The 25,359-nt window shown below is 74.0% G+C and carries 20 protein-coding genes; 7 read left to right on the plus strand and 13 right to left on the minus strand.

Translation table 11 applies throughout. The features are described 5' to 3' along the window. Positions 1-41: 41 nt before the first annotated feature. The 3 genes from ABZ801_RS36395 to ABZ801_RS36405 form a co-directional block, all read right to left on the minus strand. On the minus strand, positions 42-443 hold the full coding sequence (locus ABZ801_RS36395; protein ID WP_344942950.1) for a CBS domain-containing protein: 402 nt from the start codon (positions 441-443) through the stop codon (positions 42-44). A gap of 183 nt (positions 444-626) precedes the next feature. Then, on the minus strand, positions 627-1,079 hold the full coding sequence (locus tag ABZ801_RS36400) for an SSI family serine proteinase inhibitor (protein WP_360707117.1): 453 nt from the start codon (positions 1,077-1,079) through the stop codon (positions 627-629). A gap of 179 nt (positions 1,080-1,258) precedes the next feature. Beyond that, the gene (locus tag ABZ801_RS36405; protein WP_344942956.1) at positions 1,259-1,828 is read right to left on the minus strand and encodes a sigma-70 family RNA polymerase sigma factor; all 570 of its coding nucleotides are present in this window, start codon (positions 1,826-1,828) and stop codon (positions 1,259-1,261) included. Between the two features lie 783 nt (positions 1,829-2,611). Between ABZ801_RS36405 and ABZ801_RS36410 the strand changes: the two genes are divergently transcribed. The 3 genes from ABZ801_RS36410 (at position 2,612) to ABZ801_RS36420 (ending at position 7,477) form a co-directional block, all read left to right on the plus strand. Next, the gene (locus ABZ801_RS36410) at positions 2,612-5,080 is read left to right on the plus strand and encodes a SpoIIE family protein phosphatase (protein WP_360707120.1); all 2,469 of its coding nucleotides are present in this window, start codon (positions 2,612-2,614) and stop codon (positions 5,078-5,080) included. A 122-nt stretch (positions 5,081-5,202) separates the two neighbouring features. Beyond that, the gene (locus ABZ801_RS36415) at positions 5,203-6,099 is read left to right on the plus strand and encodes a hypothetical protein (protein WP_344942960.1); all 897 of its coding nucleotides are present in this window, start codon (positions 5,203-5,205) and stop codon (positions 6,097-6,099) included. Between the two features lie 553 nt (positions 6,100-6,652). Continuing rightward, on the plus strand, positions 6,653-7,477 hold the full coding sequence (locus ABZ801_RS36420; RefSeq protein ID WP_360707123.1) for a hypothetical protein: 825 nt from the start codon (positions 6,653-6,655) through the stop codon (positions 7,475-7,477). Between the two features lies 1 nt (position 7,478). On the opposite strand, the gene ABZ801_RS36425 is transcribed toward ABZ801_RS36420, so the two are convergent. The 6 genes from ABZ801_RS36425 to ABZ801_RS36450 form a co-directional block, all read right to left on the minus strand. Next, positions 7,479-8,396, minus strand: a complete 918-nt coding sequence (locus ABZ801_RS36425) for a hypothetical protein (protein ID WP_360707126.1) — start codon at positions 8,394-8,396, stop codon at positions 7,479-7,481. A 55-nt stretch (positions 8,397-8,451) separates the two neighbouring features. Further along, positions 8,452-10,041, minus strand: coding sequence for a sporulation protein (locus tag ABZ801_RS36430; protein WP_360707129.1), 1,590 nt, complete (start codon positions 10,039-10,041; stop codon positions 8,452-8,454). A gap of 194 nt (positions 10,042-10,235) precedes the next feature. Continuing rightward, on the minus strand, positions 10,236-11,660 hold the full coding sequence (locus ABZ801_RS36435; protein ID WP_360707131.1) for a pitrilysin family protein: 1,425 nt from the start codon (positions 11,658-11,660) through the stop codon (positions 10,236-10,238). After that, positions 11,657-12,913: a pitrilysin family protein gene (locus ABZ801_RS36440; protein ID WP_360707134.1), complete on the minus strand. Its 1,257-nt coding sequence runs from the start codon at positions 12,911-12,913 to the stop codon at positions 11,657-11,659. The genes ABZ801_RS36435 and ABZ801_RS36440 overlap by 4 nt, the downstream gene beginning before the upstream one ends. A gap of 208 nt (positions 12,914-13,121) precedes the next feature. Then, positions 13,122-13,523 (minus strand): STAS domain-containing protein, encoded by a 402-nt coding sequence (locus ABZ801_RS36445; protein ID WP_360707137.1) that lies wholly within the window; start codon positions 13,521-13,523, stop codon positions 13,122-13,124. Positions 13,524-13,646: 123 nt separating this feature from the next. Continuing rightward, positions 13,647-14,324, minus strand: coding sequence for an ATP-binding protein (locus ABZ801_RS36450; protein ID WP_360707139.1), 678 nt, complete (start codon positions 14,322-14,324; stop codon positions 13,647-13,649). Positions 14,325-14,651: 327 nt separating this feature from the next. Between ABZ801_RS36450 and ABZ801_RS36455 the strand changes: the two genes are divergently transcribed. Continuing rightward, positions 14,652-15,518: a helix-turn-helix transcriptional regulator gene (locus ABZ801_RS36455; RefSeq protein WP_360707142.1), complete on the plus strand. Its 867-nt coding sequence runs from the start codon at positions 14,652-14,654 to the stop codon at positions 15,516-15,518. Beyond that, positions 15,515-15,808 carry a DUF397 domain-containing protein gene (locus ABZ801_RS36460; RefSeq protein WP_360707145.1) on the plus strand — a complete coding sequence of 98 codons (294 nt, stop codon included), beginning with the start codon at positions 15,515-15,517 and terminating at the stop codon, positions 15,806-15,808. Before ABZ801_RS36455 ends, ABZ801_RS36460 begins: the two co-directional genes overlap by 4 nt. Positions 15,809-15,910: 102 nt before the next feature. On the opposite strand, the gene ABZ801_RS36465 is transcribed toward ABZ801_RS36460, so the two are convergent. Together ABZ801_RS36465 and ABZ801_RS36470 are read right to left on the minus strand one after the other, a co-directional pair. Continuing rightward, the gene (locus ABZ801_RS36465; RefSeq protein ID WP_360707148.1) at positions 15,911-17,701 is read right to left on the minus strand and encodes a serine/threonine-protein kinase; all 1,791 of its coding nucleotides are present in this window, start codon (positions 17,699-17,701) and stop codon (positions 15,911-15,913) included. Between the two features lie 203 nt (positions 17,702-17,904). Beyond that, a complete protein-coding gene (locus tag ABZ801_RS36470; RefSeq protein WP_344942985.1) occupies positions 17,905-18,084 on the minus strand; it encodes a hypothetical protein in 180 nt (59 codons plus the stop codon). 293 nt (positions 18,085-18,377) lie between these two features. Here ABZ801_RS36470 and ABZ801_RS36475 point away from each other — a divergent pair, with 293 nt between their 5' ends. Both ABZ801_RS36475 and ABZ801_RS36480 read left to right on the plus strand, forming a co-directional pair. Then, positions 18,378-21,749: a pyruvate carboxylase gene (locus tag ABZ801_RS36475; RefSeq protein ID WP_360707150.1), complete on the plus strand. Its 3,372-nt coding sequence runs from the start codon at positions 18,378-18,380 to the stop codon at positions 21,747-21,749. Between the two features lie 432 nt (positions 21,750-22,181). After that, on the plus strand, positions 22,182-23,444 hold the full coding sequence (locus ABZ801_RS36480) for a serine hydrolase domain-containing protein (protein ID WP_360707153.1): 1,263 nt from the start codon (positions 22,182-22,184) through the stop codon (positions 23,442-23,444). 1 nt (position 23,445) lies between these two features. Here the strand turns inward: ABZ801_RS36480 and ABZ801_RS36485 are convergent, their stop codons facing one another. Both ABZ801_RS36485 and ABZ801_RS36490 read right to left on the minus strand, forming a co-directional pair. Then, complete coding sequence (locus ABZ801_RS36485; RefSeq protein WP_360707156.1) at positions 23,446-24,231, minus strand: SDR family oxidoreductase; 786 nt, start codon at positions 24,229-24,231, stop codon at positions 23,446-23,448. A gap of 9 nt (positions 24,232-24,240) precedes the next feature. Beyond that, positions 24,241-25,173, minus strand: a complete 933-nt coding sequence (locus ABZ801_RS36490; protein ID WP_360707159.1) for a threonine/serine dehydratase — start codon at positions 25,171-25,173, stop codon at positions 24,241-24,243. Positions 25,174-25,359 lie beyond the last annotated feature (186 nt).

Consider the following 25,359-nt stretch of genomic DNA (forward strand, 5'->3'; position numbering starts at 1 on the left):
TGGTCACCGAGGGGATTCGGGGGCGTGCGGTGCGCGGCCCTTCAGAAGTTCGGCGGCGCCTGGCAGATGCCCGCCAGCACGCCGGGCCCCATGCCGTCGGCCCTCGCCAGGTCGCCGATCGAGACGATGCCGAGCGGGCGCCGCTCCGCGTCCACCACCGGCAGACGCCGGATCGCCTGGTCGCGCATCAGCCGCGCCGCGGTGTCGAGGTCGTCGTCGGGGCCGACCGTCACCAGGTCGGCGCTGCACACCTCGCCCAGCGGAGTGTGCGAGGCGTCCCGCCGCTCGGCGACCCCGCGGACCACGATGTCGCGGTCGGTGACCAGCCCGCACAGCCGGCCGCCCAGGGTGACCAGGACGTCACCGATCCCCTCGTCACGCATGATCCGCGCCGCCTCGTAGAGAGTGGCGTCCAGGGGCAGCGCCTGGGGTCGGCGGGTCATGACATCGCTCACTCTTCGCGACAAGGCGGGCGCTCCTTCCCGCTTACTCAGCGTAGAGACGGCCTGTCTCGGCGCATTACCCGTGGGCGGCGGGGGTATGCGCGGCGCGGCCGTCCGGCTGTCGCGGACACGCCGCGCCGCGCGCTGACCAGCGATGCCAGGCGCAGGCTCGGACGGCGACGCTCAGAAGGCGAACACCGAACCGGTCTGCGACCGCAGCACGCAGTCGTTGGGGTACTCCTTGCGGAAGTCGACCGGACGCCCGCCCCAGGTGCCCTTGGCCGAGGCCACCACGGGCGAATAGATCATGGTGCAGACGGTGTCGTCGGCCTCGCGGGCCGGGTTGCCGCCGCGGCGGCCGAGCTCCGCGCACGCCTTCGCCGCGCTGGGGTGGCTGCCGCCGTGCGGCTCGCAGCGCAACGTGACGGTGCGGGTGCCGGAGGTGCTCTGCCCCGGATAGGTCAGCGTCAGGCGCAACTGGCCGCGGACGCCGCCGCGCTGGGCGGCCGTCTGGTCGCTCGTATGGTCCGTGGTGTGGTCCGTCGTATGGTCGGCCGTCTGCTCGGCGGTGGCCGGCATGACGGGCAGCACGGCCAGGGCGGCGCCGGCGAGTGCGGTGGCGACGAGATGCGGCATGGGATCTCCCGATGTTGTCGAGTCGGTCGCGTGTCCAGGAGCGGACATGGCCAACTGTAGTCAAGTGACTACACAGGGTCCGGGAGGGTGGCCCTCAAAGGGGCGATCCCGTGGTCACCGGGGTGACCACGGGATCGTGAGGGGGGTGGGGGACTTCCTGCTCGGCGGCGGGGCGCCGCTCATGCCGCGAGCGTGTGGGCGCGGCGGTGGTCGGCCAGGGCCTCGCGCAGTTGCTTGCGGCCCCGGTGCAGCCGGGACATCACCGTGCCGATGGGGGTGCCCATCATCTCGGCGATCTCCTTGTAGGCGTAGCCCTCGACGTCGGCCAGGTAGACCGCGTCACGGAACTCCTTGGGCAGCGCCCGCAGGGCTTCGACGATCTCGCCGTCCGGGATGCGCTCCAGCGCCTCGGACTCGGCGGAGCGGAAGCCGGCCGAGTGCGTGGCGGCCTGGGCGATCTGCCACTCCTCCAGCTCCTCGGAGCCGGCGCGCTGCGGCTCGCGCTGCCGCTTGCGGTAGTTGTTGATGAAGTTGTTGGTGAGGATCCGGTGCAGCCACGCCTTGAGGTTGGTGCCCTCCTGGAACTGGTGGAAGTTCACGTACGCCTTGGCGAGGGTCTCCTGCACGAGGTCCTCGGCGTCGGCGCTGTTGCGCGTCATGCGCACGGCGCTGGCGTACAGGGGGTCGACCAGCGGCAGCACGTCGCGTTCGTAGCGCGCCGCGTCCGCCGGGCTGTGCTTGGCAGGCATGGTCGCAGTTGGCAAAGTCGCTCCCCGAAGGTCGTGACCCGGATGGGCCGGTTGCTCGCGCGCGGCCGGTGCGCGCGGTCGGGCGGCTGACCGCCCTGTCAGAGGTACGTTTCACCGTTCCGGCCGGTTCGGCGCCGGTGGTCGACGCGGTGCGGCGGGTGACGTCGCGTGCCGCGGCGGTCGGCTCCCGGAGACGTTCTCCGGTGAGACCGGGCGAGCCGGGCCGGGCCTCGGCCGCGCATGGCGGGTGGGCCGAGGGGGTGCGCGGATCGGTGCGGTGCCAGAGCGACCCCGTCATCGGGACGTCGCGGGTCGAGCACGATCGGCGCCGCCACTTCGTTGATGGCGTTCCCGGTAAATAAGACGCCAAACGCTAGCAGATCGGTTGCGTGGCGTCGGTCACATTTTGGTGGTCGACGTGCGAAGTCATCCTCAATCCACGGTATAGGACCGCGTCAAGTCCCCGCCGCTCGGCCCGGGCTCCCGGGCATCGGTGGGCCGGGCATGCCGGGGGTCCCGTCCGCGCCGGGCCGGACGGGGCGTCGGCTCACGTGCCTGCTGCATGCGGGTCCTGCCGAGTTCCGCGGTCCGCGAGCGCGCGGACCTCACAGAGGGTAGCGTCCTCTGTACCGCGGGTTGTCGGAGGTGGTGGCGCGCACCGCCTTCCAGAGAGGGGTCCGCGTGGTCATCGCTCGGGATCAGCTCGGGGCGTCCGGCGCACACGGCGGCGAGCCGCCCGCCCCGCGACCGAACACGCCGCCGACGGACACGCTGCCGACCAACGTGCCGCCTACCAATGCGATGCCGCCGAACGCGCCGCCGACCAACGCGCCGCCGCCGAACGCGCCGCTGCTCGACCGGCAGCTGCTGGGCGTGGCGCCGCTGGCGGTCGTCGCCCTCGACGCGCACGGCCGCGTCACGCACTGGAGCGGCGTCGCCGCGGAGCTGTTCGGCGTCGACCGGCCGCGAGCCGTCGGCCGCCCCCTCACCGGCCTGCTGCGCCTGCCGCGTGAGCACCGCGGGGCGTTCGAGCCCGGGGCGTTCGCCCACGTGTGGTGCGGTACGTGCCAGATGCCGCGCGTCGACGACGGCGAGATCGCCGAGGTCGCCTGGTGGGTCTATCCCCTCCATGCCGACGCGCCGGGGGGCGTGCGGCTGGTGGCGCTGGCCGCCGACATGCGGCGGCTGCGCGAGGAGGGCCCCGGCGTGAGCGTGCGCGACCCGTCCGCGGCGGCGACGGACGAGGAGTTGCCGCGACCGGTGTCCGGGGTGCGCCTGCTGTGGGTGGAACCGTCCCTCGTGCCGACCGGCGGCGACGATCCCGCCGGGCTGGGACGGCGGCTGGCCGCGCTGCTGCGGCCGTCGGACGCCGCCGCGGCCGAGCGCATCGCCGCGCGGGTGCTGGCGATGGGCCATCCGGCCGTCAACCTGTCCGTCACGGTGCGGCTGCCGATCGTGCCGTACCGGGCCGTCGGGCCCCGCGACCTGCGGGTCCGGCCGCCCGCCGCCGTGCCGGAAGCCGCCGGACCGCAACGGCCCGGCCCGCCGGGCCGGACGCGGGTGCCCGTCCCGATACCGCGACCCCGGCAGGGAGAAGAGGCGATGGCCGTGTGGGACCGGCTGACATTCCTGGGCGAGGCGGGCGAGCACATCGGCAGCTCCCTGGACCACCTGCAGGCGTGCCGTGCGCTGGCCGAGGTGCTGGTGCCCCGGCTGGCCGACTTCGCCGCCGTGGAGCTGCTGGAACGGGTCGCCTCCGACGACGAGCCGCCCGGCCGCTTCGACGAGCACACCCTCATGCGCCGGGTGGCCGTCGTGCACGACGACGCCGAACGCTGGATCGACACCGTCCCCCAGGGGCGGGCGCTGCGGCATCCGCGCGGCACCCCGTTCGTCGAGGTGATGCGCACCGGGCGTCCCGTGCACATCCCGCGGGTCACCGGCCGCCAGGCCGAACGGATCGGCGCCGCGTTCGCCGCCCGCGACCCGGGCCCGCCGCTGGCGGGACGGGCGCTGCTGGTCGTCCCGCTGATCGCCCGCGGCCAGGTGCTGGGCACCTGCACGCTGCTGCGCCGTCCCGACCGGCCCGCGTTCGACCGGCTCGACCTCGCCCTGATCGACGAGCTGGCGCGCGGGGCGGCGCTGTGCGTCGACAACGGCCGGCTCTACCGGCGCGAGGTGCGCCTGGTCCGCGAGCTGCAGCGGGCCATGCTGCCCGCCGACCCGCCGCGCACGGCCGGGGCGCGGGTGTGCTTCCGCTACCTGCCCGCCGGGCAGGCCGCCCAGGTCGGCGGCGACTGGTTCGACGCGATCCCGCTGCCCGGCTGCCGCCTGGGCATCGTGATCGGCGACGTGATGGGCCACGGCGTGACGTCCGCGGCGGTCATGGGGCAGCTGCGCACCGCCGTGCGCACCCTGGCCGGGCAGGACCTGCGGCCCGACGGGCTGCTGCGCGAGCTGGACGGGCTGGCCCGCCGGCTCGGCGACGACTGCCTGGCCACCTGCCTGTACGCGGTGTACGACCCGGTGGCGCGGCGCTGCCAGCTCGCCAACGCCGGTCACCTGCCGCCGGTGCTGGTGTCCCCGGACGGCGGCGGCTCGGTGCTGCGGCTGCCGCCCGGCCTGCCGATCGGGGTGGGCTGCGGGCCGTTCGAGACCGTCGAGGTCTCCGTCCCCGACGGGGCCCGCCTGATCCTGTGCACCGACGGCCTGCTGGAACGCCGCGACCGCGACATCGAACGGGGCCTGGCGGAGCTGTGCGGGCGGCTGGCCGACCCGCACAGCTCCCTGGACGCCACCTGCGACGCCGCGCTCGGCATGCTCGGCGCCCCCGCCCCGGCCGACGACGTGGCCCTGGTCGCGGTCGGCCTCGACGGCATCCCCGCCGAGCACGTGGCGTCCTGGACGCTGGAACCCGAGGCCAGCATGGTCGGCCGGGCCCGCGCGCTGGCGGCGTCCCGGCTGGCCGAGTGGGGCCTGTCGGGCGTCGCCGACACGGTGCAGCTGCTGGTCAGCGAGCTGGTCACCAACGCCCTGGTGCACGGCGCGGGCGCCGTCGGGATGCGGCTGATCAAATGTGACGCGCTGCTGTGCGAGGTCAGCGACGACGGGCACGAGCTGCCCCGGCTGTGCCACACCGATCCCACCGCCGAGTCCGGCCGCGGCCTGCACCTGGTCAGCCATCTGGCGGAACGGTGGGGCACCCGGCGCGGCGACCTCGGCAAGATCGTCTGGTTCGAGCACCCCCTCTGACCGGCCGTCACGACAGGAGATTGTCGCTTTTGCGACAGATCCTGTGGAGTGTCGGTTGATGGTGCGATCGTAGGGTCGCGTCGACGGCCCGCCGCGGGCGGGCCCAGCGGACTGGGGGCCAGGTGGGCGAGCTACTGACGCTGCCGGTTCCGGAGACCCTGCACGCCACGTACGTCGCCGGGCTGACGGCACCGGTCGCGGACCCGCGTGAGCTGGTGCGCGAGCGGGTCGCCCGGCACGTCGCGCCGCCGCTGCGCGACCTGGTGCTGGGCATGGTCGACAGTCCCATGCTGACGCTCGACCAGCGTCCCGCCGAGGACGTCCCGCCGCCGCCCGCCCGGCTGCTGGCCGCCTACGGCGCCACCCGCGCCGACCTGGCCGCCCTCGCCGCCGCGTCCCACCTGCTGGTCGTGCACGCCGCCTACCGGCCGGGCTGGCCGCCCGCCCACGAGTGGGCCGCCCGCGCCGCGGCCGGGGCGGTCGGCGGCCCCGTCGTCGACGTCTTCACCCCGCAGATGCTCGCCGCCGACCGTCTGGAACGCTCCCTTCCGGGCCCGGACGGCGCCATCCGCCTCGTCGACTGGATGCTGCTCCCGCACACCGCCGGACGGCACGGATTCTGGTTCACCACCAGGGGCCTGGCCCGCTTCGGCCTGCCCGAGCTGCAGACCGAGAACGTCCCCCCGGCCCTGGTCGGCCCCTGGGGGCGGCTGCTCAACGGCCTCGCCCGCCGCCTGCTCGACCTGTGGCTCGCCGAGCTGCCCGCCGGCGCCCAGCCCCTCGTCGTGGAGCTCCCGCAGATCATCTCCGTCGGCCTGCAGGACGTCGCCGCGGCGCACGGCGAGCGGGAGGCGCTGCGCCGCGAGGTGGCCGTGCGGCTGCGCCTGGACCCGGTCGACACCGGCGACGGAGAGGAGTCCGTGCTGACGGTGCTCGCGGCCGACGACGGCCCCGACCGCCTGGAGTACCTGTGCGCGGCCCTGTTCGGCTCCGCGTCCCGCCCCGCCGGGTGGTCTTGATCGCAACCCCCGCCCGTCGCCTTGCCGTGGATCACCTCCGCACCGCAGGATCGGGAACGTGAGATTCGGCCCGCGTGACCGCCCCCGTCCCGAACCCGAGCCCGAGGGCCCCGAGGAGCCCGATCCCCCCGCGTCCGATGCCCCCGCGTCCCCTCCCGCCACGCCTCATCCCGGCGACGTCCACGTGGCGGGGCGCCGTTCCGCCCGTCCCGAACCGCCGCCGCCCACCGACTGGGTCCACGTCCCCACGGACACCACTCCGGCGACCCCGCCCCCACCAGAACCGCCCCCCGCACAGAGGCTGCCCTCCGCCGAGCCGTCACCGGCAGCGCCGCCCCCTGCCCCCGAACCGCCGCTTGCGGAGGTGCCTGGCGCGACACCCGAGCCCGTCCGCCCGGTGATGGAGGCACCCGGTGCTTCCGCGGACTGGTCGGTCGTCGCCAAGGACACGACCGTCCCCGTCTCCCCGCCCCCGCAGGCCGCCCACGCGGACGGTGCCGGACGAGACGATCCCCCTCCGGCGTCGGCAGGGAATGCGACGACAGCAGGGAATGTGAGGTCGGCAGGGGAGGCGACGACGATCCCGCCCAAGGCGCTGGCGGCGGAGCCGCCCAGGGGGGCCGACGACGTCATGGCCGACCCCGAGCGGCGGGCGGCCCTGGCCGAGGAGTTCATGGGCGAGTTCGTCGGCAGCGGCGCGTGGCAGGCGATGCTCGCGGTGCTCGAAGGGGCGTTCCCCGGGCTGGGCCTGGCCGCGCGGCTCAACCGTGGCGCGGACATGCTGTGGGAGGTCACGGACGTCCTCGACCGGGGGAGCGGCGTGCGGCTCGGCGTGCCGGTGTGGCTGGACGACGCCGGCATGGTCCTCGACCTCAGCGCGCACCGGACCCGGCGCCCGGACGTCGCGCGGCCCCAGCCCCGGACGCGGGCGTCATGGCCGTACGCGGGGGCGTTCGTCATCGACACGCTCGACCCGCTGCGCTACCACCGCGCCGTCGGCGGGCCGCTGGCGCCCGGCGCCCGGCCCGGCAGGCCGCGCGAGGGGGCGCTGTCCACCTCCCCGCCCGGCGAGGACGACGACACCGGCGTGGTGATCGTCGGCGATCTCACCGCGGCGGGCGCGCGGATCCTGGACTCGGCGGCGCTGTGGCGATACGCGGGACGGGTCGTGGCGGCCGCGCTGCACGATCCGGCGCGTCCCGACAGCCGGGCGCGGGCCCGCCGGGCGCTGCGGGCGCTGCGGCGGGTGGTGGTCGTCGACCCGAACCTCGGCCTCGGGCTGTGCCTGCGGATCGACACCGCCCGCACGCCCCGCTGCCTGCTGGCGTTCAGCGTCGACCGGGACGGGACGGGCGCGCCCCGGTTCCTGCGTCCGTGAGTCACTCGTCGGCGCACAGCCAGCTCAGGTCGCAGCGCCGCTCGTCGGGCAGGTCGCGCAGGCGCGCCGCCAGGTCCCACGGCTCGTCGGCGGGCGGCGCGCCGTCGCCGTCGGCCAGCAGGCCGCAGATCCGCGCGGTGGGCGTGCGGACGGCGGTGAACGCGCCGACGCGCGCGACGCCGCCGCCGCGCAGGTGCGCCAGCTCGGTGAGCAGCGCGCCGAGCGCCGACGGGTCCTGCGGGTCGTACAGGCCCCGGGCGTAGGTCAGCAGTTCCTCGGCCAGCGCGTCGGGGCGCCGTCCGGACAACTCGAAGGCGGTGCCCCGGTAGGCGCCGTTCACCGCCTTGGCGTCGCGCCGGTCGCGCACGCGCACCCGCAGCCCGTACTCGGCCGCGGCGCGCTCGTACGCCTCGGCCAGCAGCGCCTCGGCCTCGCCCTCCTCGCTGAGCAGCAGCCCGGTGACGACGCCCTCCTCGCGGGCGAGCCGGTCGAGCATCTCGCGCCGCAGCTCGCAGGTGACCTCCTCGACCGCGTCCAGCGAACGGGCCAGGGCGTGCTGGGCGTCGCGGTCGAGCTCCAGCCCGGCCAGCTGCCCGAAGAACGCGGCGATCTCCTGGTCGAGACGGTCCAGCCGGTCCTCGATGGCGCCGAGCCGGTCGAACATCTCGTGCACGGTGCCGGCGTCGGGCTCGGCGGCGACCGGCGGGACGGACGGGACGGCCGGCGGGGCCGGCGGGGCGTCCGGCGGGCGGGCGGCGGCCTGCGCGCGCACCGCGTCCAGGCCCTCGGCCAGCCGCGCGACCTCGTCGTCCAGCCGGCGCAGCTCGGCCTGCGCGCGCGGAAGTCTCTTGTCGGAGGCCAGGTAGAGCTCGCGTCCGGCGATCGCGAGGCAGAGCAGCACCAGGATCAGCGTGGTCATCGGGCTCCTCGGAAGGGGCGGGCGCTCCCGACACTAACCAGCGGACGCGGCGAGGTCAGCCGAACAGGCCGCCGAGCAGTTCGCCCAGGGCCTCGCCGATGCCTCCCGCGACCTCGCCGGCCACCTCGTTGGCGACCTCTCCGGCGACGCCGCGTGCCACGTCGGCGGCGGCGTTGCCGACATAGCCGGCGACGGCGTGCCCGGCGGCGTCCTGGGCGAACGCGGCGGCGCCGCCGACCGCGTTGCCCATCGCGTCGAAGGCGGCGCCCGCGGCCAGTCCGCCCGCGACGCCCGCGGCGGCCACCCCGCCGGCGGCGGCGACGGCGCCCCAGTGGGGCTGGTGCTTGCCGTGGTAGGCGGGCGGACCGTGGTAGACGGGCGGGCTCTGCGGCGTCGGCGGCGGGTAGTGGCCCGGCGCCTGTCCGGGGTGGGCCGCCGGCGGGTACGGGTTGGGGCCGCTCGGATAACCGCCGTGCACCGGGGCGGGGCCGTGTGCCGGGGGAGGGGCGGGCGCGTGCGCAGGGGGAGGTGTGTTGTAGGACGGGCCCGGCCCGTGGGGCGTGCCGTGCGGCGGTGTGCCGTGGGGCGGTGTCCCGTGCGGCGGTGTCCCGTGGGGCGGTGTGTGGCCGGGCATGGGGGACGAGCCGGGGACGGGCGCGGGCGGCGGGAACGACTGGCCCGGCCCGTACGGCGCGCCCGGAGCGCCCGGCGCGTTGTAGGCGGCGGCCGCCGCACCCGCGCCATGCCCGCCCGGGGCCGCGCGGCCGGGCGGGGCGCTGTGCGCGCCGGGGGCGGAGGGCCCTGGCGGGGGCAGCATGCCGTGCTGGTTCGGCTGGGGGGAATGCGACGGGGACGGCGGGCCGTAGGGCGAGGGCGTGTGCGCGTGAGGGTGCGCCGGGCCCCGGGACGCGGCGGCCTCAAGCCACTGGCCGATCTTCGCCGTCCAGTCGATCTCGGCGATCTCGCCGTGCGGGAACCGGAAGCGGCCGAACTCCTCGTCCCCGGAACCGTGGTGCCCCGACCGCGGATCGGCGGCCAGCACCACCGCCAGCTCGCGCGGGCTCGCCACGAAGCTCAGCCCGACCTCGCCGATCCGCCCCTGGTAGGGGGCGGGTGGGACGAGCCGGATCTGCTGGTAGAAGGGCAGCTGCTGGGAGACGCCGGGCAGCTTGGCCCGCTCGAACGCGACGTTGCCGATCTTGAAGCCGAGGCGGGAGACGGCCGCCAGCACCCACTGCTGCGACTGCAGCGGCTCCACCGAGATGGGGTCGACGTCGCCCGGGTCGGGCTGGCCGACCGCGTCCACCTCGGTGCACAGGCCGATGGTGAAGCCGGGCAGCTCCCGTCCCAGCACGGTGGTGAACGGCAGCTCGTACGGCAGCGGAATCGAGAACGACAGTGACCGCTCCTGGCCGGGCTCCAGCCGGAAGGAGCGGGTCAGCGCCCCCCGGTAGACCTCGGGCCCGGCGGTCGGCCCGCCGTAGGGGTTGTCCATGCGCGGCATCAGCGCCATGGTGACGTGCCGGATCTCCACCGGCGTAGCGCCGCCGCGCAGGTGCACCTTGCCGGCGACGGCGCCGCCGGGACGGCAGTGCGGCTCGCTCAGGATCGTGTCGACCGTGGGGCCGCCCGAAGGAGCGCCCATGGGGCCGCCCATGGGCCCGCCTGAGGGGCCGCCGGCCCCGTACCCGCCTGGCATCTGCCCATAGGACACTGGCCGATCCCCTCTCGCGACTGCGGTGCGTCTCCCCGCAACACTCCGACGAATCCCACCATGCCATTGGTTCAGGCCGGCAAGCGGAACAACAGGGGCGGAAATTCCGGACCCGCCCGGTGGCGTCAGCCTTCGGCGCGTTCCTTGGCGGTGACGGTCACGGGCGCGTAGCCGAGGTCTTCCAGCGGACCGCGGATCTGGGCGGCGTCGCCCACGGCGATGACGGTCAGCGCCTCGGGAGCGACGTGCTCGGCGTAGGCGCGGGTCACCTCGTCCGGGGTGGCGGCGCGCACCGCGTCCAGGTAGCGGCGGGGGTAGTCGGTGCCCAGGCCGCTGGCGCAGGCGTCGGCCAGCTCGGCGGCCACCGCGCGGGAGGTCTCGTACTCGGCGGGGGCGCGGTCGGCGAGCGCGCGCACGGACGCGCCGCACTCCTCCTCGCTGACGCCCCGCGACACGATGCCGCGCAGCTCGGTGAGGGCGTCCTTCACCGCGTCCGCCGTCACCTCCGTGTGCACCGCCCCCTGGGCGATGAACAGCCCGCAGTGGCGCAGCCGCAGCAGCCCGGCGCGCGCCCCGTAGGTGTAGCCCTTCTCCTCGCGGAGCACCGCGTTCAGCCGCGACGTCAGGCCGCCGCCGAGCACGTGCGCGGCCACCGTCAGCAGCGGCCAGTCGGCGTGCGAACGGGACGGGACGGGGTGCCCGATGCTCAGATACGTCTGCACCGAGCCGGGACGGTCGACGATGACGATCCGCGGACCGGCCGTCGGCATGATCGTGTCGGCGGTGGGCAGCGGCCCGCCGGACGGCTGCCAGCCCTCCAGCGCGGCCGTGAGCGCCGCGTCGGCGTCGACCCCGGACAGGTCCCCGGCGACGACCGCGGTCGCCTCGGCGGGCGCCACAGAGCCGTAGAAGGCCCGCACGTTCGCGCCCTCGATCGCCTCGACCGTGGCCGGGGTGCCGCCGGTCGGCCGGGACGCGCGCGCCTCGGCGGGGAACATCACGGCGCGCAGTTCGCGCATGGCCCGGCTGCCCGGGTCGGCGTCCTCCTGCGCGATCTCCTCCAGCCGCTCGCGCACGAGCCGCTTGACGTCCGCGTCGGCCAGCGCGGGTCCGCGCACCACCGACGACAGCAGTTCGAGGGCCGGGGCGAGCCGCGTCACCGGCACGTCCAGGGCGATGCGCAGCGCGGTCAGGTCGGCGGAGGCGAACAGGCTGGCGCCCAGCCGTTCGAACGCGGCGGTCAGCGCCGTGCCGCCCCCGGGCTCGGTGCCCTCCAGCAGTGCGCGCGCCGTCAGGGTTGCGACGCCCTCGGCGCCGTCATGCTCCCTGCCCGCGCCCGCCTGCAGGACGAGGCGTACGGCGGCCAGGCGCCGCCCCGGCAGGTCGCAGTGCAGCGTCGCGGGACCGTCCGGCACGCGCCCTTCCGTACCGGCCGGGAACGCCCACGCCGGGACGGGCCCGGGGACGGGGCGCGGCTGCAGGGCCAGGCCCGTGCCCGCGGCCCCGGCAGTGCCCGCGGCCCCGGCGGTGTTCGCGGCGGACTCGGTCAAGAGGCACCTCCGTACGTCAGGACGGTCCGGGCGCCGGGCGCCAGCCAGCGCCGCGCCATCGCGGTGATCTCCTCGGCGGTGACGGCCGCGGCGCGCTCGGGCGCGGTGAACACCCGTCCCGGGTCGCCGAACTGGGTGGCGTTCTGCGACAGCGCGTTGGCCAGCCCCGTCACCGTCTCGGTCTGCTCCAGGAAGCCGCGCTCGGCCTGAGCGGTGGCGCGGGCGGTCTCGTCGGCGTCCGGGCCCTGCTCGGCGAACCGGGCCAGTTCCTCGTCCAGCACCTCGGCGATCTTGCCGGTGTCCGGGCCGATCGCCTCCACCAGCGCCAGGGAGGGGCCCGAGGCCAGCCGCGTCACCCCGGCCCACACCTCCGTGGCGATCTGGTCGCGCCGCACCATCCGGTCGTACAGGCGCGATCCGGAGCCGCCGCCGAGGATGTCCACGGCGAGCTCGGCGGCCTCGACGTCGGCGCCGCCGTCGGACGGCAGCGTGAACATGGCGAAGTAGGCGGGGGAGGGCACCTCCTCGTCCACCGCCTCGGCCTTGATCTCGGTGAGCGGGCCCAGGTCGCCCGGACGGGCGGGCGGCGTCCGCGGCCCGGCGGGAATGCCGCCGAAGTAGCGCTCCACCGCCGCCAGGGCCTCGTCGGGGTCGACGTCGCCGACGATGGACAGCACCGCGTTGCCGGGGGCGTACCAGGTGGCGAAGAAGTCGGCGCAGTCTTCGAGCGTGGTGGCGTCCAGGTCCTCCATGGACCCGATGGGGGTGTGCGCGTACGGGTGGCCCCCGGGGAACGTCAGCGCGCACAGGCGCTCGAACGCGGTCCCGTAGGGCTGGTTGTCGTAACGCTGGCGGCGCTCGTTCTTCACCACGTCGCGCTGGTTGTCGAGGTTGGCCTGGGTCAGCGCGGCGGGCAGCGTCCCCATGCGGTCGGCCTCCAGCCACAGCGCCAGTTCCAGATGGCTGACCGGGACCGTCTCGTAGTAGTTGGTGCGCTCGAAGGACGTGCTTGCGTTGAAGGCGGCTCCGGCGCTCTCCAGGAGAGCGGCGTGCTCGCCCTCGGCGACGTTGGCCGAGCCCTGGAACATCAGGTGCTCGAAGAGGTGCGCCAGGCCGGTGCGTCCGGCCCGCTCGTGCCGCGAGCCCACCCCGTACCAGATGTTCACGGCGGCCAGCGGTACGACATGGTCCTCGCAGACCACCACGCGCAGGCCATTGCCGAGCGTGTGCTCATGCAGCGGCTGTTCTGCCACGGAGCGCTCCCGTCCGGTCGATGGATCGGTCGTCGACGACAGCCCCGCGCGCGTCGGCGGCTCCGGCCACGGCGGCGGGCTTGATCTCTTTTTCACCGTACCGGGTCGCGCGGGTCGCGGAGGCAGGAGCGACCCCCGGCGGCGGGCGGCCGTGTCGCGGCCCCGGGGAGCCGGACGTGGCGGGAGAGGAAAAGGAGACGCCGGAGCGTCAGGCGGTGGGCTGCGGGCCGGTCTCGCCGGTGCCGCCGGCGCGCTGCGCGGCCATCGCCTTCTCGTGGGCCGCGACCGCCTCCTCCAGGTCGCGGTGCAGCACGAAGATCTTGGTGAGCTGGGTGACGTGGAAGACGCGGCGCACCCGGTCGTTGACGCCCATGAACGCCATCGTGCCGTCCCGGCCGCGCAGCCGGTGGTAGATGCCCACCAGCACGCCGAGGCCGGTGGAGTCCAGGAAGGTGACCTCGCCGAGGTCGATGACCAGGTGCACGCCGCCCTCGTCGATGATGTCGAGCAGCGTCTCGCGCAGCCGGGGGCTGGTGAAGACGTCGATCTCCCCGCTGATCTTGACGATGGTGAGGTCTTTCTCGACCCGGTGGTCGACGGCGAATTCCACCGCTTTCTCCCTGTTCGCTGTGAGATGGGCCCTATACCCCGCGCGCACGCGGGTTATCCCCAGGACCCTCGCACCATGCCGCCGCGGGGGCGATGTGGCCGGGAGGCGGCCGGGCCCGTGCGGCTAGGGACGGCGGAACAGCGCCCAGACGACCTTGCCCTCGGGCAGGGCCCGCCAGCCCCATCGGTCGCTGAACGACTCGACAAGGTGGAGGCCTCGTCCGGTCTCGGCGATGTAGTCCGGCTCCTTACGGCGGGGGGCCGCGGGACTGGCGTCCATGATTCCACACAGCAGCCAGGAACCCTGGTGGAGCAGCCGCAGCCGGATGGCGGTGGGGGCGGAGCCCAGGGGGTCGATCGGGTGGCAGCCCGCTCCGTGGTAGGGGCGGGGGGCCTCGTAGTGCGAGGCGCCGTAACGGGTCTCGTAGGGGGACGTGCGGTAGCCCGTCGCGTCGCGGCAGCCGGTGACGTCGCGATAACCGTTCGTCTCGCGAAGGGGCGCCGCGCCACGGTAGGGAGTGGGGCCCGGCTGCGCGGAGCCCGGGTGGGGCATGCCGCCGCCGCTGTGCCGCAACGCGTTGGTGACCAGTTCCGAGACCACGAGCCCGACGTCGTCGCCGAGCGTCTCCAGGCCCCAGTCGTCCAGGCGGCACATCGTGAAGTGCCGCGCCTCGGTGACCGACTCCGGCTCGGGCACGACCGTGAACGAGACGGCGCTCCCGGCGGGGGCCACCAGCACGCGCAGGGCTTCGTCGAGGTACGGGGGCAGGTTCAAGGACTCGGGTACCGGCGTCGACTGCACGGCATCGTCCTGTATGCCCGCCGACTCCACGAGGGGGGTGGCACCCCATCGTGTGTCGTCGTGCGCGTGGCGTGACGTCATTCCCCGGACCCCGCAGAGTGATCTCGTTGTGCAGCCGTGGCTCGGAAGTCTCGTGCGTTATCCTGCGCATCGTAGCGTGCGAATGCAAGGCCCAATGCACGTGCATCCGCACCGGGAGGGCAAGATCAGGCGCCGCCGCGCGCCGAGAATCGGAGGTAGCCGCAGGACACCGACCCCAGTGGCACACTAAGTACATTTTCCGGCTCCGCCGGAACCGCTGTCCGCCATGTAGCCGGGAGGTTGGGCGTGACTCCAGAGACGCCGGGAACCGGGTCCACGGTGCGTCGGATCCTGCTCGGCTCACAGCTGCGTCGCCTGCGCGAGGCGAAGGGCGTGAGCCGCCAGGACGCCGGCTATGTCATCCGGGCGTCCGAGTCGAAGATCAGCCGACTTGAGCTGGGGCGGGTCAGCTTCAAAGAGCGCGACGTGGAAGACCTGCTCACGCTGTACGGCGTCACCGACCCCACCGAGCGGGAGGCGCTGGTACAGCTCGCGCGGGAGGCCAACACCCCGGGATGGTGGCACCGCTACAGCGACGTGCTGCCCAACTGGTTCCAGACCTACGTGGGCCTGGAGGAGTCGGCGACCCTGATCCGGACCTACGAACTGCAGTTCGTCCCCGGACTGCTGCAGTCGGAGGGGTACGCCCGGGCGGTCATCCGGCTCGGCAACGCCGGCGCGTCCGATCACGAGATCGACCAGCGCGTCGGGCTGCGCCTGCAACGGCAGGAACGCCTCACCGGTCCCAACGCGCCCCGGCTGTGGGCGGTGCTGGACGAGGCGGCGCTGCGGCGGCCCATCGGCGGGCCTGAGGTGATGCGGGGTCAGTTCGAGCACCTCATCGAGATGTCGAAGCTGCCCAACGTCACGATCCAGGTCATGCCGTTCCGGTTCGGCGGGCACGCCGCCGAGGGCGGGGCCTTCACCATCCTGCGCTTCCCCGAGCAGGACCTGCCGGACGTGGTTTACGTGGAGAACCTCACCGGCGCGATGTACCTGGACAAGCGCGACGACGTCGACACCTACCTGCAGGCCATGGAACGCCTGTGCGTCGACAGTGCGACCCCGGAACGCACCGTCGAGCTTCTCGGTGACCTTCTCAGAGAGACATGATGCTCCCGACCGACAACGGCAAGAGTCCCTCCGCGGCCCCCTGCGTCACGGCCGCGTACAACGGCATGCCCGCCACGAAGCTGCACGGGGCCCGGTGGCTGAAGTCCCGGCGCAGCAACTCGCAGGGCAACTGCGTGGAAATCGCCGAGCTTCCCGGTGGACGAGTCGCCATGCGCAACTCCCGCCACCCGGAGGGCCCGGCGCTGATCTACACCCGTCCCGAGATCGAGGCGCTGATCCTCGGCGCCAAGGAGGGCGACTTCGACCATCTGATCGCCGCACGCAACTGACGCCCGCGACCAGGCTCGCGGGACCCCTCACGGGGGCAGCTGCAAGACCACGTCCTCCCGCTGACGTGATCTTGCAGTTGCCTCACCGGGCGGTCACCGGTTTCATCCGCAGTTGCCGTACGGGGCGGCCACGCCGCCGCTGCCGAAACGCACGCACACCCCCGGGGCCTTCACGTACACCGGCCCCGCGTACCAGGCGTACGACCCGCTGTCGCTCACCTGCCCGCCGCCCTGGCGCTGGATCCACACCGACACCGGGGACCGCTTGCCCACGTTGCGCGTCTTCATCATGACGGCGCAGTTGTATCCCGAACTGTTGTAGAGCAGGTACGCCGTTCCCCCGGAGACGGAGAGGGAGCGCTGCACGTAGTAGCCGCCGCCGTGCGAGCCGGAGTTGCAGACCTGCTGCGGGGTGTACTTGTTGGCCGGCTCCTTGGTCGAGCCGCCCCCGCCCCCGCTGCCGCCGGTTCCGGCGGTGGCCTGCCCCCCGCCGGAACGCCTCTGCTGGTTCTGACCGGTCTGGCCGCCCTGGCCGGACTGCCCCTTCTTGCCGTTGGCCGCGCTGGGCTTCTGCTGCGGGGACTTGGGCGCGCCGCCGGCACGGTTGCCCGGGGCGTTGAGCCCGTTGCCGAAGCCCGTGGTGCCGTCCTGGGTCTGCTCGCCCTGCTGGTTGCTGGCGGCGGCGTTCTCCCCGCCGGTCTCGTCGCCGCCTGAACGGGTGGCCGCCCAGACCGAGCCGCCCCCCACCAAGGCCACGACCGCGGCGGCCGCGATCAGGGGAACGAGGCGCCTCCCCTTGTGCGGCTTCTGGCCGCCCCCGTGGGGAGGTGGGGCCGGCGGCCCGAACGGCGGCGGCTGGGGCGTCGTCTGGGGATTGGTCTGGGGGGAGGTCACCTCCCGGGAGAGACCGCCCTGCGGCGCGTACGGGATGGCCGGCGGGACAGCGACGGTGGCCTGTGGCGCGGCGGCCTGTGGGGTAGGTGTCTGTGGTGCGGGCGCCTGCGGTGTGACGCCCGGTGCTGGCGCCGCGGCCGCGGCGCTCGCCGCGCCTCCGTCCGGCGTCGTGCTCTCCGTTGCCACCCCGACCAGACGTTCCTGGGCCTGGCGGGCCGTGGGCCGCTGGTGGGGGTCCTTGGCCAGGCAGTCCGCGACCACCTCGCGCAGGGGGCTCGGCAACGCGCCCAGGTCGGGTTCCTCGGTGAGGATGCGGTGCATCACCGCGGCCATGTCGTCGTTGCCGAAGGCGGGACGGCCGTTGGCGGCGAACACCATCGTGGTGCCCCAGGCGAACATGTCGGAGGCCGGGCCCACCTCGTCCCCGGTGAAGTGCTCCGGCGCCATGTAGGAGGGGGTGCCGACGTTCTGCGTCTCGCCCGCCGCGTCCAGCGCCCGGGCCACCCCGAAGTCGATCACCCGCGGGCCGTCCGGCCCCATCATCACGTTGTGCGGCTTGAAGTCGCGGTGCACGATGCCCGCCTGGTGGATGGCGATCAGGGCGGTCAGCGTGCTGATGGCCAGCCGTTCCAGCGCGCCCCCCGTGCGCGGCCCCTCCTCCTGGACCAGCCGGTACAGCGACCGCCCGGGGACGTACTCGCTGACGATGTAGGGCTGGTCGCCCGCCACGTCGGCGTCCAGGACCTGCGCGGTGCAGAACCGCGCGACCCGCTTGGCGACCGCCAGCTCCCGTACGAAGCGGGCCCGCGCCGCGTCGTCCACCGCCTGCCCGGCGTGCAGCAGCTTGATGGCGACGGGGTCGGCGTCGCCGGGCGGACGGCCGAGGAAGACCGCGCCCTGCCCGCCCTCGCCGAGCCGCCCGACGATCTCGTACTCGCCCAGCCGGGTCGGATCGCCCGGCCGCAGCGGACGGGCGTCCGGCATCGTCTGGTCCGTCACACCACTCTCTTCCGTCGCATCAGACACGTGCCTAGTCAGACTATGTGCCAATGGCGGCATGTGCTGCGGAAGGTGGGCAGATGAGGCCACCTGCCGCCGCCGCGTGAACGCGCGGCTGCGGTGCGCCACCGATCCGCACCCCGGAGACGCGAGAGCCTCCGGGACGGTGTGCGCCGTCCCGGAGGCCCCAGGTCCGCTTGGTGTCAGGCCGGGTCGGGGCTCCGACGGGACTGCCGTCGCTCCGCCCGGCCGTCCTCACCCGGCGGCGCCTCCCGGTCGTGATGCCGTTCCAGCCGCGCCGCCACCGCGAGGGCGCGCAGCGAGGTGGACTTGACGTGCTTGTGGGGGCGGTTCGGACGCGGCCTGGGGATGCTGCTGGGCATGGGTGACCTCCTGGAACGTAGGAATGGGGTGCTACCCGATATATCGGATCTTGCACACGCTGTAGTGCAACCCCAAGATCCCTTCGTCTATTCCGAGTGCCCGCTCACTTTTTCTTCCGGCTGCCGTCCGGGTCCCGTCGTGAGCCCCCCGCCGGTGTGACGGGACCTACCTTCGCGCCTGTTCCCCTGGGGGCGGTGGCGGGTTATGTTGAGCGCGCTCGACGACGAGCCCGGGAGGTCGTCGCTCCGGGCGGCCTCGCGCCGCCCGACACACGACTCCTGGGAGAAGCGCCGTGATGAACAAGCTCCTCGTCGCCAACCGGGGCGAGATCGCCGTACGGGCCTTCCGCGCCGCCTACGAGCTGGGCATCGCCAGTGTCGCGGTGTACGCGCACGAGGACCGTTTCTCACTGCACAGGCAGAAGGCCGACGAGGCGTACGAGATCGGTGAGCACGGGCACCCCGTACGGGCCTACCTCGACGTGGACGGAATCGTCGCCACGGCGTTGCGGGTGGGGGCGGACGCGGTCTACCCGGGCTACGGGTTCCTGGCCGAGAGCCCCGAGCTGGCCGAAGCGTGCGAGCGCAACGGGCTGACGTTCGTGGGCCCGCCCGCGCGGGTGCTGCGCCTGGCGGGCAACAAGATCGAGGCGGTCGAGGCGGCCCGGCGGGCGGGGCTGCCGGTGCTGCGGTCGGTCACCCCCGCGCCGGGGGAGGAGCTGGCCGCGGCGGACGAGGTCGGATTCCCCCTGTTCGTCAAGGCGGCGGCGGGCGGCGGTGGACGCGGGCTGCGCCGCGTCGACCGGCGCGAGGAACTCCAGGCGGCCGTCGAGACGGCCCGCAGGGAGGCGCAGAGCGCGTTCGGCGACCCCACGGTGTTCCTGGAGCAGGCCGTCGACCGGCCGCGCCATATCGAGGTGCAGGTGCTCGCCGACGCGGCGGGGCACACCGTGCACCTGCGTGAGCGCGACTGCTCGGTGCAGCGCCGCCACCAGAAGGTCGTGGAGATCGCCCCCGCCCCCAGCCTGGACGCGGCGGTCGTGCGGAGGCTCTGCCAGGACGCCGTGGCGTTCGCCGAGGAGATCGGATACGTCAACGCCGGGACGGTGGAGTTCCTCGTGGACTCGTCCGGGCGCCACGTTTTCATCGAGATGAACCCGCGTATCCAGGTCGAGCACACGGTCACCGAGGAGGTCACCGGTATCGACCTCGTGCAGAGCCAGTTGCGCATCGCGGGCGGGGAGACGCTGGAGGACCTGGGGATCGCCCAGGAGAACGTCACCGTCTCCGGGTACGCGGTGCAGTGCCGCATCACCACGGAGGATCCCGCCAACGACTTCCGGCCCGACACGGGCAGGATCTCGGCGTACCGTTCGCCGGGCGGTGCTGGCGTGCGCCTGGACACGGGGACGGCCCACGCCGGCGCCGTGGTCACCCCCCACTTCGACTCGCTCCTGGTCAAGCTGACGTGCCGGGGCCGGACCCTGGACGACGCGGTACGGCGCGCGCGCCGGGCCGTGACCGAGTTCCGCATCCGGGGCGTCGCGACGAACATCCCGTTCCTGCGCGCGGTGCTGGACGACGCCGACTTCCGCGCGGGCGGGGTCACGACCTCCTACATCGCCGACCACCCCGAACTGCTGACCGCCCGTTCCAGCGGTGACCGCGCGACGCGCCTCGTGCGCTACCTGGCCGACGTGACCGTCAACAAGCCGCACGGGGACGCGCCCACGGATCTGGACCCGCAGAGCAAGCTCCCACGGCTCGACCTGGACGGCCCCGTGCCGGAAGGCTCGCGCGACCTTCTGCTGTCGCTCGGGCCGCGCGCGTTCGCCGAACGGCTGCGCGCCCAGTCGGCCCTGGCCGTCACCGACACCACGTTCCGGGACGCCCACCAGTCCTTGCTGGCCACGCGGGTGCGCACCTACGACCTGGTGGCGGCGGCCCCGTACATGGCGCGCATGACGCCGCAGCTGCTCTCGCTGGAGGCGTGGGGCGGCGCCACCTACGACGTCGCGCTGCGCTTCCTGTCCGAGTCGCCTTGGGACCGCCTGGCCGCGATGCGCGAGGCCGCGCCCAACCTGTGCATCCAGATGCTGCTGCGAGGCGCCAACACCGTGGGCTACACCCCGTACCCCGACTCGGTGGCGCGCGCCTTCGTGGCCGAGGCCGCCCGCACCGGCGTGGACATCTTCCGGGTGTTCGACGCGCTGAACGACGTGGAGCGCATGCGGCCCGCGATCGACGCCGTACTGCAGACGCACGCGCTGGCGGAAGGCACCCTCTGCTACACCGCGGACCTGTCGTCCCCTGCGGAGAAGGTTTACACGCTCGACTACTACCTGCGGCTGGCCGAACAGCTCGTCGAGGCGGGCGTGCACGTGCTGTGCATCAAGGACATGGCGGGCCTGCTGCGGGCCCCCGCCGCGCGCACGCTCGTCAGCGCGCTGCGCCAGAGGTTCGACCTGCCCGTCCACCTGCACACGCACGACACGGCGGGCGGGCAGCTCGCCACCTACCTGGCCGCCGTCGAGGCCGGGGTGGACGCGGTCGACGGCGCCGCGGCGCCCCTGTCGGGCACCACCAGCCAGCCGCCGTTGCAGGCGATCGTCGCGCACACCGACGCCACCGAGCGCGCCACCGGGCTGGACCTGGGCGCGCTCACCGCGATGGAGCCCTACTGGGAGGCGGTGCGCCGCCTGTACGCCCCGTTCGAGATGGGCCTGCCGTCCCCCACGGGACGGGTGTACGAGCACGAGATCCCCGGCGGGCAGCTGTCGAACCTGCGGCAGCAGGCGGTGGCCCTCGGGCTCGGCGACAGGTTCGAGGAGATCGAGCGTCTGTACGCGGCCGCCGACCGCATCCTGGGGCGTCTGGTCAAGGTCACCCCGTCCAGCAAGGTGGTCGGCGACCTGGCGCTGCACCTGGTCGCCGCGGGGGCCGACCCCGACGACTTCGCCGCGCATCCGGAACGGTACGACGTGCCCGACAGCGTCGTCGGCTTCCTGCATGGCGAACTGGGCGACCCTCCCGGGGGCTGGCCCCAGCCGTTCCGTGACAAGGCCCTGAGCGGGCGCCGGTACACCCCCGTACGCGGCGAGCTCACCGAGGAGGAGGACAAGGCGCTGTCGGGTCCCGACGTCCGCGACACGCTCGACCGGCTGTTGTTCCCCGGCCCCGCCCGCGAGTACCGCGAGGCGCGCGCCGCCTACGGCGACCTGTCGGTGGTCCCCACCGGGGCGTTCCTGTACGGCCTCCACCCGGGCCAGGAGGTCGTCATCGACCTGGAGCCGGGGGTGCGCGTGCTGGCCGGCCTCGAGGCCGTGGGCGGGCTCGACGAGGCGGGCTTCCGGCAGGTCATCTGCACCGTTAACGGGCAGTTGCGCACGCTGTCGGTGCGCGACAGGTCCGCGGCGGCCGACGCCCCGCCGGTCGAGCGCGCCGACCCCGGCGAGCCCGGGCACGTCGCCGCGCCGTTCGACGGTTCGGTCACGTTGCGCGTGGCCAAGGGGGCGCGGGTCGCCGCCGGGGACGTGGTCGCCACCATCGAGGCGATGAAGATGGAGGCCGCCATCACCGCCGCCGTCGGCGGCACCGTCACGCGGCTGGCCGTGCCCGAGGCGTCCCCGGTTCAGGCGGGCGACCTGCTGCTGGTCATCTCCTGATCGGCCGAAGCACCTGAGAGGCGCTCAGACGGCCGCCGTCCGCCCCGCCCTTCCCTGCTCTCCCGATGGGCGGCCGGCGGCCGCTGGCGCCGTTCTCAGGCCCCACCGCGGCCGGGTCCGGGCGGAGCCCTGCCGCCAAGTCGGGTGATCACTGTCACAGTGCGATGTGTTCGTCCGGTCTCGGCGCTGTTCGCCGGATCGTGCGCTGGATATGGCCGTCTGTTCGCTTTCTTGGTTCTCTCTGGTCGTGTGGCTGGTCGTATCAGGTTTATGAAGCCGAAGAAGGATGTCGATCTCATACCGGAAACGGATGACATCTGGGGTCACGGCCTAGAAGACTCGTAAGTACACGATCATGGGTGAAGAGAGGGCGGAATGGCGGCGAGGCGGTTCGGGGGGCTGGGGCGACTGGCGGCGGCCGGGGGTGCGGCCATGACACTCGTGATCACGCTCGTGCCGGGACCGGCGCTGGCGAGAACGGCCCCCGCCGTTCCGCGGCCGCCCGCGTCCGGTGCCCAGCGCGCCGTCCTCGATCCGGGCAAGCTGCGCGCGACGCTGGACGCCACGCACGAGGCCGGAATGTACGGTATTTACTCCTCCGTCCGGGACGAGGGGCGTTCCTGGAAGGGCGCGTCCGGAGTGGCGAACGTGCGCACCAGGCGGCCCGTGCGCCCCGACATGGAACACCGTGCGGGCAGCGTCACGAAGACGTTCGTCGCCGCCGCCGTCCTGCGGCAGGTGGAACAGGGGCGCGTCCAGTTGGACGCGCCGATCGGTACCTATTTGCCCGAGGATGTTCCTGGTCAACGCGGCAGGCAAATCACCGTGCGAATGCTGCTGAACCACACCAGCGGCATCGCCGACTACGTCGTCTCGGCGTTCCCGTCGCTCCAGGAACCGTCGTCCAAGAGCCTGGACAGGAAACGGTTCCGCACGCTGACGTCCGGGCGCCTCATCAAATGGGGTCTGGAAGCACCGCCCACCGGCGCCCCCGGGGCTCAGTGGTCGTACTCCAACACCAACTACATCATCCTGGGGCGCCTGCTGGAGAAGGTGACCGGGATGAAGGCGGAGACGTACATCACACGGGACGTCATCCGCCGCGCGGGGCTCAGGGACACCTATTTCCCCGACAGCCCGGTGATCTACGGTGACCACTCACGAATGTACGAGTCGCTGTACGGGGTCCTCGCGCCGCCGCGCGACTACAGCCTCTTCGACATGTCGTGGGCGGGCACGGCCGGGGCGCTGGTGTCGACCATGGACGACCTCAACCGCTTCTACCGGCGCCTGCTCACCGGCGGGATCGTCGGACCGGCGGCGCTGGCGGAGATGCGCCGCACCGTGCCCGTCAAGGACGCCGACGGCAGCGTGCTGATGAACTACGGCCTCGGCCTCTACTCGGTGCAACTGCCGTGCGGCACGTTCTGGGGGCACGACGGCGCGGTGTGGGGCGCCGGGACGCAGGCGCTCACCAGCGAGGGCGGCGGACGGCAGATCTCGCTCGGCTTCAACCTGATGAAGTACCAGCAGTTGAACGGCGAGGGGCGTCCCATGCCCCACCCGATCGACAACGCCATGGGCGCGCACGTGATGGAGGCCCTGTGCGGGGCACAGACGCCGCCGGCCAACGCCCGCATGGCGCAGCGCCCCGTGCAGCCACTGCCGCTCCAGATGCTGGCGCCCCGCCCCTGATTCAGGAGGGCGGCTCGTACGCCTCCGGGTCGTGGGCCAGAACGGACCGTCCCCCGTCGACGGGGACGGTCGCGCCGTTGATGAAGCTGGCCTCGTCCGACAGCAGGTGCACGATCGCGGCTGCGACCTCCTCGGCCTGCGCGACGCGGCCGAGGGGGTGCAGCCGCGCCATCTCCGCCTCGATGTGCGCCGCCCCCTCCGGGCCCTGCTGGTCGAGGAACTCGTCGTAGCGTTCGGTGCGCACCGAGCCCGGCGCCACCGCGTTCACCCGGATGCCGCGCGGGCCGTACTCGACGGCGAGCGCGCGCGTCAGGCCCTCGATCGCCGCCTTGGCGGTGACGTACGGCGTGCACCCCGGCACCGCCTGCCGGGCCTGGTGCGAGGTGACGTTGACGATGGCGCCGCCCGTCCCGGCGGCCAGGAAGCGCCGTACCGCCGTCGCGCACCCGGCCAGGGGCGCGCCCAGGTTGACGGCGATGAGATCCATGACCTCCTTGGCGGGCGCGGTGTGCAGCGAGGCGTCGCGGAAGACGGCCGCGTTGTTGACCCAGCCGGTGAGCGTGCCCGCCTCCTGGGCGAGGTCCGCGGCGCGTTCCGCGACGGCCTCGTCCCCGGCGTCACCCGTGACCACGCGCACGCGCGTACCGGCGGGATGGCTCCGTGTCCAGGCCAGCGCCGCCGCGTCCAGTTCGACGGCCACCACGTGCCCGCCGTCGGCCAGCAGCCGCTCCACCACCGCCCGGCCGATGCCCCGGCCGCCTCCCGTCACCACAAAGGAATCCGCCATGCGGCCACTTTAGAGAGAGGCGGGGTCGGTGTTGGCGCCGCACAGGACGACGGCGACCCGTTCGTCCGGGGCGGGCCGGTACGCGCCCGTGCGCAACGCGGCGACGGCCGTGGCGGCGGCGTGCTCGACGAGCAACCGGTACCGCTCCCACAACCAGCGCCGCGCCTCAACGATCGCCTCGTCGGACACCAGCACCGACCGCACACCCGTACGGACCGCGACCTCGAAGGCGATCTCGCCGAGACGGCTGGCGCCGAGCGAGTCCGCCGCGACGCCGGACACCTGCACGTCGACAGGCGCCCCGGCCTCCAGGGCCCGGTGCAGCGTCGGAATGGCCTCGGGCTCCACCCCGACGACGGTCGCGCGGCCCTGGACGGCGGCGGCCACCCCCGCCATCAGCCCGCCGCCGCCGACGGCCAGCACGACGGTGTCGACCTGCCCCGAGGTCTGTTCGAGCAGTTCCAGCCCGAGCGTCCCCTGACCCGCGCAGATCTCGGGCTGGTCGTAGGCGTGGCAGAACAGCGCACCCGTGTCGGCGGAGCGCTTGGCGGCGGCCTCGAACGCCTCCGCGTACCTGCTGCCGACCTGCACGACCTGCGCCCCGAGCGCGCGTAGTCTGGCCACCTTGACCGCCGGTGCCGTCTCCGGCACGTACACCTCGGCCACCACCCCCACCTCGGCGGCGGCGTAGGCGACGGCGAGCCCCGCGTTGCCCCCCGACGCCGTGACCACGCCCGCCGCGGGCAGCGTCCCGCTCTCGGCCGCCGCCAGCACACGGTTGAACGCGCCGCGGGCCTTGAACGAGCCGGTGTGCTGCGTCTGCTCCAGCTTCAGCCATGTGCGCGCGCCGCCGCCGAGCGGCTCGGCCGCCATCACCGGGGTCCGGCGGACCCTGCCGGAGACGCGCGCGGCGGCGGCCCGTATGTCAGAGGATTCGATCAACTTGGCGACCTCTCACGGAAGACACTGACCCGGGGCCACCACGCTATGTCCTCCCGGATCGCCCCGAACCCGCGGGCGGCCGAGCGCTGCGGCAGACGGCGCCGTGGGGGAGGCGCTGGTCGCCCGAGCCTACTGGACGGATTGTCAACTAATTGCTAACGGCGGCGCCGGGCGTGTGGCGCCAGC

Origin of the sequence: Actinomadura sp. NPDC047616 (assembly GCF_040642915.1) — a bacterium.
GTDB lineage: Bacteria > Actinomycetota > Actinomycetes > Streptosporangiales > Streptosporangiaceae > Spirillospora > Spirillospora miaoliensis.